The sequence below is a fragment of the Enterococcus dongliensis genome (assembly GCF_031927985.1).
GTDB classification, from domain to species: domain Bacteria; phylum Bacillota; class Bacilli; order Lactobacillales; family Enterococcaceae; genus Enterococcus_A; species Enterococcus_A dongliensis.
The window spans coordinates 266,242-282,464 of sequence record NZ_JARPZC010000001.1; the positions used below are offsets into that span (position 1 = coordinate 266,242).

Genomic DNA, 16,223 nt, shown 5'->3' on the forward strand with positions numbered 1-16,223 from the left:
CATCTTCTTTTCAATAAAAAAATAAGCATGCCAACTGGCATGCTTATTTTTTTATGCTTTCATATATCCTAAGACGACTCCGCCGATGATGATCAACAGACAGCCGATAATGACATAGTACATTTCTTTTTTGGTTTTGTGTTCACCTAGCAGGAAGATTCCTCCTATGGTCGAAATAATGATCCCCATTTGTGACAATGAGAACCCAATCGCTAAACCAATGTTTTGGACAGATAATAACATACAGATATTCCCAATGCCCCATAATAGACCTGAGATCATGTTGCGCCAAACATAACGATCAACTTTCGCTTTACGAAAGGCAAAGAAACTAGCACCGGCTAACATCCCGACACTTTGCGGTAAAATGATCGCTAATGGATCAAGTCCTGCCCACGTGATGATGATGGTATACACACCATAACCAAGGGTCGAAAAAATCAGTGCACGAAATCCTTTTCCGAAGTTCAACATGCCATTATCTGTTTCAACACCGCTTTCGTCATCTTTACGTGCAGTCAAGTATGCACCTAAGACAAGCAAGGCTAATGCGATAAAGCCAAAGACAAAATCTTTTGTCTTTGTCCATTCATGGAAGAACACTGCGCCGGCGACGGTATTCAAAATTAATTGAAAGCCGGTTGAAATCGGCAAACCAACCGATACCCCCATGAATTTCATCCCGTGAAACTGACCATTTTGACCAATCGACCAAAAAAACCCTGACAAGAAACCAATCAATGCAATCCAACTACTCATTGCTGGCTGAACGATGAAAAATGTCGCTAATGCAAAAACAAAAGCCCCCATCGTCATTCCTAAGGTTTGCTGGTTGGCGTCTCCGCCTAATTTCCCACTTACCAAACCAATGCTTCCCCATGCTACCATCGGTATTAGGGCAATCAAAATACTCATAAACTTACTCCCTTCAATTCACAACTGAAATAGTTTAGCGAAAAAAAGGAAATTTGGCAACAAAAAAATCTAAATTTATCGTTCTTCATGATAATAATCTAATCGTGGGAAAAACAAAGTCATCGTTGTCCCTTTATTCATCGTTGATTTTGCATACAATTCGACACCCAATTTCCCAGCTAATGTCTTGGCTAAATATAAACCAAGTCCGGTAGAATGCTGTTGTGCTGTCCGGCCATTTTCACCAGTGAATCCTTTGTCAAAGATTCTTCCTATATCTTCTGGCGGGATTCCGATGCCATTATCTTGCAAACTCAGCTCGACACCGCCGGCTTTAGTAGTGATATGAATCTTAATCTGTCCATGATCTGGCGTATATTTGATTGCATTGCTTAATAATTGACGGAAGATAAATTCAATCCATTTGGCATCTGTTAACACCTTGGCATCTTCTTCGCCTAGTGTCAGCTGCAGATTTTTTTGAATAAAGTAGTTTGCTTGACTGCGAATGATTGGCTGAATAACTTTTTTTAGGGAGTATTCTTGGATCAAATAATCATTTACGAATTCATCTGAGCGGGAATAATACAAAATCTGTTCAACATACTCATCAATTTGCTGAAGTTCATTTTGCAGCAAAAAAAACTTATCATCTGGGATATCAAATTCAATCGAATTTAAAATCAAATCTACTGCGGCAAGTGGGACCTTAATCTCATGAATCCATGAATCTAAATAATCCTTCTGGTCTTTTTGGCTGCTTAGTAATTGTTCAATCATTAGATGATGCTGCCGCACTTGTTGATTCACGTATTCTTGGACTAAGTATTCTTCATTTGCAGCTGCTGATTCTACAAAGTGTTGGAGCGGCGAATCATCTGGATCAAATGATTGGTACCAGTTTTTTCGACGATGATAATCGATTGTAAAAAAAAGAAAAATCAAAAATAACTGTAGAATCAATAAATAACTAAGATTGTCCCAAAAATTATGCACATCAGGTGTTAACCAGATCATCCCAATCAATAATACGCTCAAAACAGCCCAAGCCAATAAGATCCACAGACGGTCTTTTAAGTATTTGCTAAATGTCATACAGACTCCTCACTTACGGGACGATGTATCCTTGTCCAACTTTTGTTTGAATGTACTCTTCAATTCCTGCTTGTTCGATCTTGCGTCGCAGACGATTGATATTCACTGTCAAAGTATTGTCGTCTACAAAGCGCTCATCATCCCATAAAGCTCTCAATAATTTGTCTCTGCTTAAGATCTTGCCGTGTTGTTTCATTAAAATGAACAATAAGCGGTATTCATTCTTGCTAAGATCAACGACTTCTTGATTGATCGTCATACTGCTGTTATCGATATTCAATGTGATTCCATTATGTTCTAGTGCTTCGCCGCTTTCTGCATAATTGTATGATCGTCGCAACAATGCGTTGATCTTTGCGACTAAAATATCTACTTGGAATGGTTTGGTGATATAATCGTCTGCTCCCATGTTCATCGCCATAATTTGATCCATATTGGTATTTCGAGAAGAAATAAAAATAATCGGAACTTTGGAGACCTCACGGATTTTTTGACACCAGTAATACCCATCGTAAACTGGCAGGTTAATATCTAATAAAACAAGTTGTGGTGCGATCTGTTCAAATTCTTCGAAAACTTGGTTGAAGTCGGTGGCTTGATAGACATCAAAGCGCCATTTTGTCAGCTCTTCACCAATCAATTGGCGAATTACCGCCTCATCTTCAACAATCATGATTTTTGCCATTTGATCACCTTCTCTAAACTAGTTTTATAAATCGATTTTATTTAATTGGCGCTCTTATCATATCAAAGAACTAGAAAAATTTGAAAGATGATCCTTTACAATTTAATTTTTAGTAAAATTGATGTTCTTTGCATTCGCGTTGTTCTGCCGCTATGTAAAATAGCCTCCTTATCTGATAGGATAAAGAGGCTATTTTTTCAAATCATTTTACTTAGCCAATTGTTGGTCAAGTTTCTTTAAATCAATGTGAGATTCTTGCGCTAAGAGCTCTCGGAAAATCGGTAATTGTTTTTGAATCTGTCCGGCCTGATCGTTTTCCACTTGCATGACTAACAACGGTTCATGCAAACTTAAACGCAGCAACATCCAACCTTTTCCGTAAGGATCTTTTACTGAAAAACGTACACCTTCTTGATTTTCTGGATTCTCCACAAAACCTGCTTGTTTTGGCAGTTCTCCTCGAAATTTTTCAATCATTTGCTGACCAATTTCTTTGTAGTTCTCGCCTTTGATCGTGTAACGAATCTCTAATGTCTCAACTGGTTGTTCCAATTCAGCCATCAGATCAGTCAGGTCACGATTTTCTTTTTGTAATTTCGGCAACAACATCAAAACCTTTGCGATCACATATGCACCATCATCTAAAAAGTAATTTTCTTTAAAGGCTGCATGTGAGCTCGTCTCAATCGCTAATTGACAATCGATTCCTTCATGATTGAGTTCAATCGCTTTGTTGATGACATTGCGGTAACCAGAAATATAGCGATATTGTTTGCCGCCTTTTTCTTCAATAAAACGTTTCAGATGATCTGACGTTGGTGAATTAGTGACGATTGTACTGCCTGGATGCTCTTGTAAAACAATCGCTGACAATACTGCGATCAAGTTGTTTCGATTAATCATTTGTCCGTCTGTTGAAACGATTGCCGAACGATCGACATCAGTATCGAAAATTACGCCCAAATCAGCTTGATTATCCAACACAGCTTGTTTGATACTATTCATCGCTTCTTTATTGTCTGGATTTGGGATATGATTAGGAAAATTCCCATCAGGTTCTAAAAACTGTGAACCCGTCGTATCTGCTCCTAAAACAGCCAAAACTTTATCAGCAAAATAACCTCCTGCACCATTTCCCGCATCTACAACGATTTTTAATCCTTTCAACGGCTGTTGACTGCCGCTGCCTCGTTGAATTTTTTCAACTAAATCTGCAGCATAGCGTGACAATAAATCCGCTTGTTGTACTGTTCCTTCTGCAGATTCACTCGCTTCAGTATGAGTTAAAATGTAGGCGATATCATTTTTTTCTGCACCGCTGACTTGACTGAAGATCTTGATACCATTGAAATAAAATGGCAGATGGCTCGCCGTCAACATGATTCCCGCATCACAAGCAAATTCTTCAAACTGTGTTGCCATAAACAAAGCCGGTGTCGTTGCTAAACCAAAATCTAAGACTTTACAACCTGCAGCTTTGAACACTTCAATCATTGCTGTTTTCAATTCTGGACCGGTTAATCGACTATCATGTCCGATTCCGATTTTAAACGGCCGTTCCACGCCTTTATTTGCTAACCAATTGAGAATCCCTTGTGCAATCAGACGGGCTTCCTCAGCTCCTAAATTTTTTACATTATCTTCTGTATTGATAGCGATTCCACGAATATCTGAACCATTTTGTAATTTCGTTAACTCCATTGATGAACCTCCTTTGATTCTATTTATAGTTTATTATACCAAAAATCCCGAAAAAGAAAGCCTTTTCCGGGATTTTTTATTGTTTCATCTTTAATTATTAAAGAACTCGTGACTGAGGATTCTTTTTAGCCTGACGTCTCTTTTGCCAACGAATACGCCAAGAAACCAGTCGTTCCATGACAAACGTCAATCCTTTGAACAGCCAATAGCTGCCAAACGTTAATGGAATGACAAAAAATAAATTGCGGTTCCAAAGTTTGTCAAAATCAAAAAATTCTCTAAAGAATAGATAACAGCTCACGTAAGCAACACTCAAAATAGTGATCAAAGCAATCTTTTTCTTATCTAATGGAAAAGATACTTTATATAAAACGAGCAGCCCTACACAGCCTGTTAAAAAAACGGACATCGTTGACGTTGCCTGATAATCCAGTCTAAATAAGCTGCTTGCTAGCTGAACGAGCATCACAGCACTGATTACTGTCAAAGCTCCTGGCAATGATACTCGCAAGATATTATTTAAAAAATCGCCTTTGATGCGTTCATAACTTGGTTTCAATGCCAAGAAAAAGGAAGGAATTCCTACTGTTAACGCATTGATGGGGGTTAATTGAACAGGTTCAAAAGGATAAGGATTGGTGATGAACATAAAAATCACCGCTAATAACAACGAATAGATTGTTTTGACCAAATACATCGAGGCCACTCGTTCGATGTTATTGATGACCCGCCGACCTTCATTTAAAACATTTTGCATACGAGCAAAATCAGAATCCAATAAGATAACATCAGATGCTGCACGAGCTGCACCACTTCCGTTGGCCATCGCCACACCGATGTCCGCTTCCCGTAAAGCTAAAACATCATTGACCCCGTCACCAGTCATACAAACTGTATGATTTACTTTTAACGCTCGAATCAAAAATTGTTTTTGTTTAGGAGTGACTCGGCCAAAAACTGTTGTTTGTGCCACTAACGCATCATAATCGATTGGTTCACTCAAAGTAGACATATCGATAAACATTTCTGCATTTTCAATCCCAGCATTTTGAGCAATTTTTGAAACCGTCAATGGATGATCCCCTGAAATAACTTTTAATTGCACGTCTTGTTTAGCAAAGTAGCCAAATGTTTCCCGGGCATTTTCTCTTAAATTATCTGAGATAATTAGTGTTGCTAGCAATTGCGGCTCATATACAAACTCCTCTGTTAATGTTTCAGGAGATTCGACTAAAACTAATACTCGTTGACCGTCTTCTAGATAAGGTTGGATTTTGTCCCGCATTTTTGATGGTAAAGTTTTGAAGATAAACTCTGGTGCACCAATTACAAAACTGCCCTGTTCTTTAAACGTCACACCGCTCCATTTTCGTGCAGAAGAAAATGGCACGACTTTTTCTGCTTGCCAATCACCACTAGCTGGAAATGCTTTTCTCAGTGCTTGTGCCGTTGCATTTTGATCATTTGAATGCTGCATCAATGCACCCATAATCACATCGAAACGACTATCCGAAATATTTTCCAACAGTGCTGTTTCAAACTTCAATGTGCCGTCAGTGATCGTTCCAGTCTTATCTAAACAAATCACATCCACACGAGCCAACGTTTCGATTGAAGGCAACGCTTGAACTAGGACTTTTTTTCGGGCCAAATTTGCTGCTCCGACTGCAAACGCAACGCTAGTCAATAGCATCAATCCTTCTGGAATCATGCTGACTAATGCCGCAACTGTTCCTAATACTGCTTGACGCATAGAATCAGACGCTTGATATTGACTATAAAACAATCCCAATCCCACTGGAATGATGACAACTGTTAAAACTGCAATCATACGACTCAATACTTTTGTTAGTTCTGAACTGCCGGTTTTTTTCTTTTTTGCCTCACTAGTTAATTGTTCCGCAAAATTATCTTTGCCTACAGCAGTTCCTTGATAAAAACATTCTCCAGCTGTTATGAAACTGCCGCTAAATAATTTATCTTTTACTTTTTTTTGTACACGATCGGCTTCACCAGTCAGCAGTGATTCATCTGCTTCTATCCCTGTACCAGCTACTAGCTGACCATCTACTGGTACTTGATCGCCGCTACGCAGATACACGATATCGCCTAAAACAATCGCCGCTTGATCGATCTGTTGTAGCCGATTTTCTCTTAATACAGTCGCTTTAGCCTTTGCTAGAACAGATAACTGATCAATTGTATGTTTGGCGCGTAATTCTTGGATAATCCCGATTAACGTATTGATGATCACCACACCAAAAAATAAAGTGTTCTTCGGTGAGCCTACTAACAATACTAATAATGCCAGAACAAGATTGAGCAGATTAAAGATGTTGATCGTATTTTCTTTGATAATCTCTTTATCTGTTTTCAATAAATTATCTTCCACTTGATTGGTCTGACCTTGTTCTATTTTTTTCTGAACCTCAGCAGCTGTTAAGCCTTTTAAATCTGCTGGAATCTCTACATTATCAAAAGTTTCTTCTACCGTTTGAACTTCTTTCTTTTTCTTCATCCGGTTTCACCTCATCTCATTTGTACCTAATACTGTATTCTCACAACAAAAATTTGCTCAATTCCCTATGTTCATCTTACCACGACTCACATTTTAAGTCGGATTTGAGCACTGTCTGATTTTGATTTCTTGACTTTTGAAAGCTTTGTTGGAATTTATTGTAAGAAAAAAGCCGCAGCAAGCTGCGACTTTGTAGAAATATATTCCGTTCTTTACTTATTAGTAAAAGATGATTAATTATCTTTTGGAACATAAAAACTACGATTATCCATTCCAAAAATCCGCTCCGTATACGTTCCTGGCTCAGCATTTTTTACCGCACTGGAAATCATTTGCATCGAAGCATCGATATTATCAATCTGATGTAAAATTTCTGCTTCCATAATTCGTGGGCGAACGGGCGATCCGTATTCCAACAGGCCATGATGAGATAAAACCATATGACGTAAAATCACAATATCTTCATCCGCATCGTTGATTTTTAGTTCAGTACAAGCTTTTGTAATTTCTTCATCCACTAAAACCAGATGACCAACTAGATTCCCAACTACCGTATATTCAGTGGAAGAAGGGCCTGTCAATTCAATCACTTTGCCTAGATCGTGAATAATGATCCCTGCATAGAGCAAAGAGCTATTCAGCTGCGGATACTCTTTCGCAATCGCCTTACCTAAGCGCAACATCGTTAATGTGTGAAATGCTAAGCCGCCTGCAAACGCGTGGTGATTGCGTTTAGCGGCTGGAAATTCAAAAAATTCTTTTTGATATTTATTTAGTAAAAATCGGACGACACGATTCCAATGGGCATTGGTAATCTCAAATAAAGTTTGATTGATTTCTTCTTCCATTTCTTCCCGTTTGATCGGTGCTCGTTCCATATACAGTGCAGGATCATTTGGTTCTTCCGGTTTTGTCGTACGCAAATGCATGATTTTGACTTGTGGGTTGCCTTGATACATCTCCCGCTTTCCCGTCAATAAAACAACTTGACCGGCTTTATAACGTTTGATTTCCTCTTCTGAGGCATCCCAGAATTTGCCATCTACTGTTCCTGAAGTATCTTGGAAAGTAAAAGCAATAAATTTTTTCCCATTCTTAGCCAAACGGACATCGGCATTTTTGATCAATACATACATCTCAAATTGCTCATCGACCGTTAATTCTTTGATTTTTTTCATCATTGGACTCCCTTCAATTCCCAGACAGGCTGGTGAAGCTCTTGATAATAGCTTACCATTTCTTGATCAGATGACAAACAAATGATTTGATAATTTTGACTAAAACGTTGCAATAATTTAGCAAATTGCTGTTTCCGCTGATGATCATAATGGAGCCAACCATCATCAATGATTACTGGGCAGAGTGGATGATTTTGCTGCAACGTAAGATACGCAAAGCGAAACGCCATCATAACCTGATCTTTGGTCCCTGTTGAAAGATTGTATAGACTTAATTGATCAATCATCAACAAACCATCAATGAAATCCAAGCGACTATGAGCGTTGTTGGTCAACAATTGGCAATACTCCGTCGCTTGTTTTAATAATTCTGGTAACTGCTGTTCGGATAATTCAGTTGCGATGTCTTGCAATAACTGATTTTCCAACTTTGCCACGGCGTAATCTGTCGTTAATTTTTCAATCAACGCTCGCTGTTGGCTCGCTTGCTGGTACAAGCTATCTAACGTCCCATCGGCTTGCATCTGTTGAATCTGCAAACGAGATCGTTGTTCATGTTCTTGTGATTGCAACAGTTGCGTCTCGCTAGTTTGGATTTCTCGTGTTAAATTACGCAAAGACTCTTCAATTTCTGCTAGTGTTGTCTCATAAGGAAATAGCGGCGCAACACGTTCTGTTAATTCTTGTAGACGCGTTTGTTTTTGGAGAATCTTGGTTTCTTGTTGTAAAAAGGTTGGAATTTCTGACGGATACCCCAGTCCGATTTTTTCTAGCAACGGCTGATACTGATCCAATAGTTGTTGCTGCTGCTTTTGTATTTCATGGATACGTTGTTGCAGCACCGTGTTTTCTTGATACGTTTGGGCAAAGCGGATCTGCTCCATTTCTTTCGCAAATTGTTCCAAGGTGGAAAGTTTTTCTAGCAGTGTTTTGTCATGCAAAGGCAGCCATTCAGTCAAAAAGACAAAGCGCTGTTCTTGTTGCAACAACTTTTGATGCAACATAGTCTGACGTTGCTGCAGTTCAGTATTTGCTTGTTGTTGTGCTAAATAATGCTGCGCTTGCTGATTTTCTTGAATCACAGCAAATTCGTTTTCAGCCTCGGATAAATTTCTTTGCTGAAGTTCATGTTGAATCTGTTGGAACAGCTGTTGCATGTTTAATTGATTTTTTTTGATTTTTTCTGTCATTTCTGCCAGTTGACCTTCATAAACATCTAACTGGCCCAATTTTTCTTGCCAAGTATCTTTATCGATTGGCCGGTTATGTTTCGCCATGCCGCCTATCCCGCAAGCAATTGCTGCAATCAACAGCAGGTAACGAAAAGGCGTCGGCACAAAGAAGGCAGCGATCACACCTATAATTGCTGCAACCAACAACCATGGTGGATTTTTCTTGTTATTAAAAAGTTCCGGATGTTTTTGTTCATACAGATTCAAACTGGTCTCTGCTTGATCTCGTTGTTCTTTGACTAAATGCAGGCGCAGCTGTTGTTCTTCCAATACTTTTTGTTGTGCTTGAAGCGGTGTAAACAGCGCTTGGATTGCTCGTTCATCGGCAAAAGGACGCGGCGGATGTTGCTGCCAGCGGCCTTGCCCATTCGTCTCAGCCAACTTAACGGCAATGCGCTGTTCTTCATCCAGCATTCGAGTAATAGAGACTTTCTCATCCAATAATTGCTGGATTCGCTGTTCATTTTCTAAATAAAAATAATACCGTGCCGATTCTTGATTCCCGCTATGTTTTTGTAAGACTGCATGGAGTTTTTCTTGTTCCTTCATCAACTGTTGGTAGTCTTGATAAAACGTTTGAAGTTCTCCACGTTCTTTTTCGCTGCTGGATAAATCCAGCGTCATTTTTTTTAAATCTAAAAATTCTGCATAGCCAGACCAATTCATTCGCTGCTGTTCCAAAGTCAATTGTTGTTCTTGAAGTTTTCGTTTTCGAGCAGCTTGCTGGGATACTTGCAGTTTTTCTTCCTCTGCTTGGCGAACCAATTGCTGAAAGCTTGCTTCTTGCTGTTCTTTTTCATTAATCTTTTGTTGTAAACGTTGATAGTTTTGCAACGCTTGGTTCAATGGTTGTTTGCGTCCTCGTGGCCGATAAATACTTTCATATTTATTCTTCAATTGGATTCGCTGTTCAAACAATTCACTGCTGCCAGATAATCCCAATGAGATCAGTGCCTCATGTAGATTTTCTTCCGTCAATGTTTCTAACTGCTGCAATTGTTCTTGTTGGAAGGTAAAGACTTGGCGAAAAAGCGGCAAATTTAATGGGTAAAGAATTTTTTCCAGTAATTCTTCGTCTCCTTGCTGACCATCTTCTAACCAAACTTTGGCCTTTCCTTTATTTTTTGCCTTATACCGTTCAATCGTCACCGTTCCATAAGTCTCATGTATAATCAACAGGCGTCCGCCAAAACCACTGCCGTCATTAGGTGTGTAATCTTGTCCTTTTTTTCGTTTGGTGGGAAAACCAAATAACATTGCTTGGATAAATTGATACAAGGTAGATTTTCCTGCTTCATTTAATCCATAGACCAATTGATTTTTTGCTTCAAATAAAAATGTCTGCTGACGCCACTTGCCAAAACTTGTGACCTCTGCTTTTTTAATCCACATCAGCATCCCTCCTAAAACGATAACTTTGCGCCATTTTTTCTTTTACTAAGCTCACAATATCTGTCCTGAATTCTTGATCCAATAAATAATGCAGTTGTGGATTCTGATTTAGTTCACTCAATAAATCACTAAAAACAGCAGGTGTTTGATATGTAGTCACTAACTGATCCACTAATTCTTTGTTTACTGCAAGGTATGGTCGTGAAACAGGCGATTGAGCTAACGAAAGTTTCCACAAAAAAATAGTTGCTGGAATCTCTGCTTGTAAAGCCTCCAACAATTCTCCTGAAGCTATTTGATAGACAAGTTCCTCGCCTAATTGTTCTGTATCGCTAAATTCAATTTGTAATAACGTCGGCAAATCGACTGTTAACTTCCGCAGCATTGGAAAAAGCTCTCGCGGCTGTTTTACTTCTTTTAAAGAAATCGTACGTTTTTCCCAACGAACTGCCTCAACAGGAATCGTTTTAGCGATCAATTGATTGCCTTGACTTTCCACCAATTTGACACCTGCTAAATCGGTCTCTTTTTGTGTGTGACCTTGCGGCGTTCCCGGATAAACGACTAACGGTTGCTGAGCTAAAATTTGCGGCACATGGATATGTCCCAATGCCCAATAATCATATCCTTTTGTCAATAATTCTGACAATAAGAACGGTGCATACGGCAATTGACCGCCATGATACATCCCTAAATGAAAATCAGCAGTACTTTTATGGGGGAAATTTAGCGCCATTTGTGTTTCAATAGTCGGATGTTGGTAACTAAAACTTGTGATAGCAACTGTTTCACCAGCTTTTGTCACAAAATTTTTCGTCTCGACTCGTTCATCGGTAAACAGTTGGATATTCTCTGAAAAGGCAAACCAATATCGCTCCGCTTGATAAAAATCATGATTACCAAAATTCATGAAAACAGAAATATCCGCTGCTGCTAATCGTGCCATTTCTTGGAAAAAATACCGTTGTGTTCGTAAGGTAGGACGATTCTGGTGAAAGGTATCTCCAGCCAACAAAATGAAATCTACCGATTGAGTAAGCGCTGTGTCGACGATGTTTTCCAACATTTTTTGGTTGGCCGTCAGCAATTGTTCTTGAAACTGTTCCGGCACACGAGTCAGTCCTTCAAATGAGCGATCCAAATGGAGATCCGCTGCATGTAAAAATTTCATTTTTCTCCTCCTATCATCATATGGAAAAGATCCTTCTCTTAATCAGCGTTTTTTAACGACAATGATTGAGAAAAATCGTGTGTTGTTCTACTCTATAATCTTGTATATTTTACCACAAAAAAGCGAAAACTTGTTCGTATTTTATAAAACCAGTCTCTTCATTAAAAAACACTATGAACTAAAATCTTGGATTTAACCATCGCTGTTTTCAAGCATAAATGTTCAGCAAACTCACGGTTATGTTATAAGCTAGTATAAAAGGAGGCGTATGTAGATGAATCGCGAGGAACTGATCAAAAAAGCCAAAGAATTATTGAATGACGGTCAGCTTGAAAAAGCTAAAATCTTTATTGAGGAGCACAAAGATGAGCTAGGTGATTACTATGATAAAGCCAAAACATTCCTAAATGCTGATAAGATCGATGAATTGAAAGATCAATTCAAAAAATTCTTCAAATAAAAACGTTGGAGACCCTACTCATTTGAGTCGGAGTTTCCAACGTTTTTTATTTTTTGATCGCCTAATTTTTCCAATAACCTAGACTTTATAAAAAAAGTTGCGATGCTGTTTTGCATCGCAACTTCCTTCTCTAATTAACCTTCGTATAATTCACGAATTGGTGTCATGATGATTCGGTTCAAGTCGTTGATGATCACGCTGAAAGCTTGTTCTTTCACCATTAGTTCATTGATCAATTCTTCTTGTTGAACTTTTTCAGCTAAAGCTTGTGCTTGTGCAGCATCATCGTCGCTGAAATCTTCTCCACGCATTTGTTTTTCTTGCAAGCTTTGTTGGAATGCTTGGAAGTCTTTGAACGCCGCATAGGCTGTTTCATTTTTCTTTAATTCCGCAAAAGCCGCTTCTAAAGATTTAAATTCTGGTAGTTCGCGGATTTCACGTTCTAATCCATTTGCTGAATCATAGATGTTTGCCATTTTTTTCCCTCATTTTCTATAAAAGTTACTTTTCTATTGTAACATGAATGGAAACGGGTTCACACCCTAATTTCCTTGCTGATATTGCTGCCATAATTCTTGCCCTTTTTCCATCAATTTATCAGCGCCTGCTTTTGCTTTTTCAAAGAAGCTTGCGGCGCCTTCACTGGCTTTGCCGCCTATTTCTTTCAGCTCTTCTCGCCACTGACCGTTGCTTGCATTTTGACCTTCCTGATTTACTTGATCCGCTGCAACGACTTGACCGCCAGTAACATATGCATCAGCAACATCAAAAGAATATTGGCCGGCATATGGCAAGATTGATTCTGCTTCTGCTCTAAAAACTTGACCAACTTCTGAACCGCTCGTACCACTTAAATAATGAGTTGCACTTACTTTTTCAAATCCCAACCACGTAGAGATTACGATATTGGGCGTGTAACCGATGATCCATTGATCATTGACCTTATTTGCATCAAAGTTGGTCTCAGTCGTCCCCGTTTTACCAGCAACAGTAAATCCAGCTGGTGCAGCTTGAGCGGCTGTTCCATTTGAAAAAGTTCCTAATAACATACTAGTCATTTCATTTGCTACTTCTTTTGAGATTACTTGCTCGTATTTAGGTGAACTATTGTCTTCGATCACTGCACCAGTTGAATCAATGATCTTTGTAACTAGATGTGGTTCATAAACTTTACCTTCATTAGCAAAAGCACCGTAAGCTGCGGCCATTTGCATCGGTGAAGTTCCTTTTTCTAACCCGCCTAAGGCCAGTCCGTAATATTTATCTGATTTACTTAATGGGATACCAAATTCTTCAACTTTGTTATAGCCTTTGTTTAAGCCTAATTCATGCAATAACCAAACTGCAGGCAAGTTCAAACTTTGAGCGACCGCTTGATACATCGGCACTTCTCCTTGATTGGTCCCATCATAATTTTTTGCAGTGTAATACGATTGCGGCTCATCTTTCAAGATGCTGTCTGGTTTATACCCAGCTTCTAAAGCAGGAGAATACACACTCAGCGGTTTGATTGTCGAACCCGGCGAACGCCGCATTTGCGTCGCAAAGTTATAACTCCGGAAAATGTGTTCTCCGCGCCGACCAACTAATGCTTGAACGCCGCCGGTTTTCGGATCCAACGCTACAGAAGCCGACTGCGGCATCGCACCATCTTCGGCATCGGCTGGAAAATTGGCGTTGTTAGCATAAACAGCTTCCATTTGTTTTTGATAATCCTGATCCAAAGAAGTATAAATTTTATATCCTTTGTTCAACAAATCTTTTTCAGACATCCCATAACGTTCTACTGCTTCATCAATGACCGCATCAAAGTAAGAAGGATAACGATACCCAGCATCAGCAGATGAATATGTGTCATTTAATTCTGCGCCAAGATCCACAGCTTTTTCTTGTGATTCTTGTTCTTTAGATATCTTTCCTGTTTCTGCCATAACCGAAAGTACAGTGTCTCGCCGATTTACTGCATTTTCTAAATTATCGATTGGATTATAAATATTCGGGCCTTTTAACATACCGATGATTGTTGCCGCTTCTCCAAGAGTCAATTGATTGGCATCTACCCCAAAATATTTTCTTGAGGCATCTTGAACACCCCAAACACCGTTACCAAAATAGGCATTATTCAAGTACATCGTCAAGATTTGTTCTTTGTCGTATTTCTTTTCAATCTCAATCGCCATAAAAACTTCTTTGGCTTTTCGCTCCAACGTTTGATCCAAACTCAAATAGGCATTTTTAGCCAGCTGCTGGGTCAATGTACTCCCACCGCCTACGATATGACCAGAAGTGACCAAACCGACTGCTGCTCGGGCAATCCCTTTGATGTCAAAACCATGATGTTTATAAAAATTGCGATCTTCTGTTGAAACCACCGCATCTTTTAAATAAGAAGAAATCTGATCGCTTTCTACATAAGTTCCTTTTTGTCCGTAAAGCGACCCTGCCTGTTCATTTTTTTTATCATAGATGACTGTCGATTGTTTCAAACTAGATTGTAAAGTTTCCACATTGACCGATTTTGCTAAGAAAAATAAATAGACACTCATTACCAAAACACCTACGAGTGTCAATAAGAGCAAGATTTTATTAACATGATATTTTTTCCAGATTCGTTTGCGCCAATGATGAAATTGAATCAAGTACGGCTTGACCCATTGCCAAAAAATCTTCGTTCCACTACGAAATTTCTGCCAAAATACGTTTGCCCCTTGTTTGCATTTACGCCAAATTTCCTGAAAATCCATTTTTTGATCTCCATTCTGTTAAAATTCAGACACAGTGTACCATAAAACACTCCCTTGCCGCTTGGGACTTGAGACTGAGGCACACTTGCAAATATTCTAGCACGGCTTCTCAAGGAAAAACTGTTTTTTTTCTTAAATATCCGTTAAAAGTGATACAATAAGCCAGAAAATAAATTTCAGCTACGTTTAAATGAAGAATAAAACAAGGAGCGATCTGATGAAATTTACGATGACGTTGCCCAAACAATTTAATGTTATGACGGTCAAAGATTTATTAGAAAAAGAATGGCTCGTACCGCGAAAAGTACGTCATTTTATTCGTACACGTAAAGGACTATTGATCAACGGCAAAACTTGCCATTTTCAAGATTTGGTTCATTCAGGTGATCAGGTTACCGTCTTTGTTGAAGCTGAGGATTATCCCAAACGTACGATTTTATTCGGCGATTCTACTTTGATTGATCCTCTTTACGAAGACGAACACTTGATTATCGTTAATAAACCTTATGGGATGAAAACACATCCAAATCAACCCGAAGAACAAGACACATTGTTGAATCATTTAGCAGCCTATCTAGCTCCTGATTGTCAACCACACGTGGTCCACCGTTTGGATAAAGAAACCAGCGGTGCGATTTTATTTGCTAAAAATCCGTTTGTCCTACCAATCTTAGGACGTCTGTTAGAACAAAAAAAAATCTTTCGCCGCTATCAGGCACTTGTTTACGGAAAAATCACTCAAGATCTCACTATTGATAAAAAAATCGGTCGCGATCGGCATGACCGCAGAAAACGTCGGATTGATCCTAAAGGCGGCAAAACAGCCGTGACACATGTTCAAGTCGCGCAGATTTTTCCTACTCAGACTGCAATTTTTTGTCAATTGGAAACAGGACGCACACATCAAATCCGTGTTCATTTGGCTAGTATCGGCCATCCACTCGTCGGCGATCCATTATATAGTAAAAAAGCACAAAAACGATTGATGCTCCATGCCTATGAATTGCATCTAACCCATCCTTTTACTAGCCGCTTAATTTCTGTTCAAGCATTGCCTGGTTTGTGGAAATAAACATATTGTGACAAAAAAATATCCGAACTAGATAGATCTTGCTACTGTTTCAAACAGTCG

At 39.0% G+C, this 16,223-nt stretch carries 12 protein-coding genes; 2 read left to right on the forward strand and 10 right to left on the reverse strand.

From position 1 onward, the window contains the following. Positions 1 to 51 precede the first annotated feature (51 nt). The 8 genes from P7D84_RS01300 to P7D84_RS01335 all read right to left on the reverse strand — a co-directional run bounded on the left by P7D84_RS01300 (position 52) and on the right by P7D84_RS01335 (position 11,887). Positions 52 to 915 (reverse strand): GRP family sugar transporter, encoded by an 864-nt coding sequence (locus P7D84_RS01300; protein ID WP_311804767.1) that lies wholly within the window; start codon positions 913 to 915, stop codon positions 52 to 54. Between the two features lie 75 nt (positions 916 to 990). Beyond that, positions 991 to 2,010 carry a two-component system sensor histidine kinase SapS gene (gene sapS / locus P7D84_RS01305; RefSeq protein ID WP_311804768.1) on the reverse strand — a complete coding sequence of 340 codons (1,020 nt, stop codon included), beginning with the start codon at positions 2,008 to 2,010 and terminating at the stop codon, positions 991 to 993. 13 nt (positions 2,011 to 2,023) lie between these two features. Further along, on the reverse strand, positions 2,024 to 2,695 hold the full coding sequence (gene sapR, locus P7D84_RS01310) for a two-component system response regulator SapR (protein ID WP_137603960.1): 672 nt from the start codon (positions 2,693 to 2,695) through the stop codon (positions 2,024 to 2,026). Positions 2,696 to 2,902: 207 nt separating this feature from the next. After that, a complete protein-coding gene (locus P7D84_RS01315; RefSeq protein ID WP_311804769.1) occupies positions 2,903 to 4,396 on the reverse strand; it encodes a phosphohexomutase domain-containing protein in 1,494 nt (497 codons plus the stop codon). 97 nt (positions 4,397 to 4,493) lie between these two features. Further along, positions 4,494 to 6,914 carry an HAD-IC family P-type ATPase gene (locus P7D84_RS01320; RefSeq protein ID WP_311804770.1) on the reverse strand — a complete coding sequence of 807 codons (2,421 nt, stop codon included), beginning with the start codon at positions 6,912 to 6,914 and terminating at the stop codon, positions 4,494 to 4,496. A 233-nt stretch (positions 6,915 to 7,147) separates the two neighbouring features. Next, entirely contained in the window at positions 7,148 to 8,092 is a 945-nt protein-coding gene (locus P7D84_RS01325) for a 3'-5' exoribonuclease YhaM family protein (protein ID WP_137603991.1), read from the reverse strand. Next, positions 8,092 to 10,716: an ATP-binding protein gene (locus tag P7D84_RS01330; RefSeq protein ID WP_311804771.1), complete on the reverse strand. Its 2,625-nt coding sequence runs from the start codon at positions 10,714 to 10,716 to the stop codon at positions 8,092 to 8,094. The genes P7D84_RS01325 and P7D84_RS01330 overlap by 1 nt, the downstream gene beginning before the upstream one ends. Then, on the reverse strand, positions 10,706 to 11,887 hold the full coding sequence (locus P7D84_RS01335; protein ID WP_311804772.1) for a metallophosphoesterase family protein: 1,182 nt from the start codon (positions 11,885 to 11,887) through the stop codon (positions 10,706 to 10,708). The genes P7D84_RS01330 and P7D84_RS01335 overlap by 11 nt, the downstream gene beginning before the upstream one ends. A 274-nt stretch (positions 11,888 to 12,161) precedes the next feature. Between P7D84_RS01335 and P7D84_RS01340 the strand changes: the two genes are divergently transcribed. Then, the gene (locus P7D84_RS01340) at positions 12,162 to 12,347 is read left to right on the forward strand and encodes a hypothetical protein (protein ID WP_137603965.1); all 186 of its coding nucleotides are present in this window, start codon (positions 12,162 to 12,164) and stop codon (positions 12,345 to 12,347) included. 134 nt (positions 12,348 to 12,481) lie between these two features. On the opposite strand, the gene P7D84_RS01345 is transcribed toward P7D84_RS01340, so the two are convergent. Together P7D84_RS01345 and P7D84_RS01350 are read right to left on the reverse strand one after the other, a co-directional pair. Next, complete coding sequence (locus P7D84_RS01345) at positions 12,482 to 12,823, reverse strand: YlbF/YmcA family competence regulator (RefSeq protein WP_137603966.1); 342 nt, start codon at positions 12,821 to 12,823, stop codon at positions 12,482 to 12,484. Positions 12,824 to 12,889: 66 nt separating this feature from the next. After that, positions 12,890 to 15,091 (reverse strand): PBP1A family penicillin-binding protein, encoded by a 2,202-nt coding sequence (locus tag P7D84_RS01350; protein ID WP_311804773.1) that lies wholly within the window; start codon positions 15,089 to 15,091, stop codon positions 12,890 to 12,892. Positions 15,092 to 15,308: 217 nt separating this feature from the next. Between P7D84_RS01350 and P7D84_RS01355 the strand changes: the two genes are divergently transcribed. Continuing rightward, entirely contained in the window at positions 15,309 to 16,163 is an 855-nt protein-coding gene (locus tag P7D84_RS01355; protein WP_311804774.1) for an RluA family pseudouridine synthase, read from the forward strand. Positions 16,164 to 16,223: the final 60 nt, after the last annotated feature.

What these genes read in the sequence shown, in the direction of transcription:
- P7D84_RS01300 (WP_311804767.1), bottom strand. Translation starts at nt 915, where the DNA reads ATGAGTATTTTGATTGCCCTAATACCGATGGTAGCATGGGGAAGCATT.
- sapS (WP_311804768.1), bottom strand. Translation starts at nt 2,010, where the DNA reads ATGACATTTAGCAAATACTTAAAAGACCGTCTGTGGATCTTATTGGCT.
- sapR (WP_137603960.1), bottom strand. Translation starts at nt 2,695, where the DNA reads ATGGCAAAAATCATGATTGTTGAAGATGAGGCGGTAATTCGCCAATTG.
- P7D84_RS01315 (WP_311804769.1), bottom strand. Translation starts at nt 4,396, where the DNA reads ATGGAGTTAACGAAATTACAAAATGGTTCAGATATTCGTGGAATCGCT.
- P7D84_RS01320 (WP_311804770.1), bottom strand. Translation starts at nt 6,914, where the DNA reads ATGAAGAAAAAGAAAGAAGTTCAAACGGTAGAAGAAACTTTTGATAAT.
- P7D84_RS01325 (WP_137603991.1), bottom strand. Translation starts at nt 8,092, where the DNA reads ATGAAAAAAATCAAAGAATTAACGGTCGATGAGCAATTTGAGATGTAT.
- P7D84_RS01330 (WP_311804771.1), bottom strand. Translation starts at nt 10,716, where the DNA reads ATGTGGATTAAAAAAGCAGAGGTCACAAGTTTTGGCAAGTGGCGTCAG.
- P7D84_RS01335 (WP_311804772.1), bottom strand. Translation starts at nt 11,887, where the DNA reads ATGAAATTTTTACATGCAGCGGATCTCCATTTGGATCGCTCATTTGAA.
- P7D84_RS01340 (WP_137603965.1), top strand. Translation starts at nt 12,162, where the DNA reads ATGAATCGCGAGGAACTGATCAAAAAAGCCAAAGAATTATTGAATGAC.
- P7D84_RS01345 (WP_137603966.1), bottom strand. Translation starts at nt 12,823, where the DNA reads ATGGCAAACATCTATGATTCAGCAAATGGATTAGAACGTGAAATCCGC.
- P7D84_RS01350 (WP_311804773.1), bottom strand. Translation starts at nt 15,091, where the DNA reads ATGGATTTTCAGGAAATTTGGCGTAAATGCAAACAAGGGGCAAACGTA.
- P7D84_RS01355 (WP_311804774.1), top strand. Translation starts at nt 15,309, where the DNA reads ATGAAATTTACGATGACGTTGCCCAAACAATTTAATGTTATGACGGTC.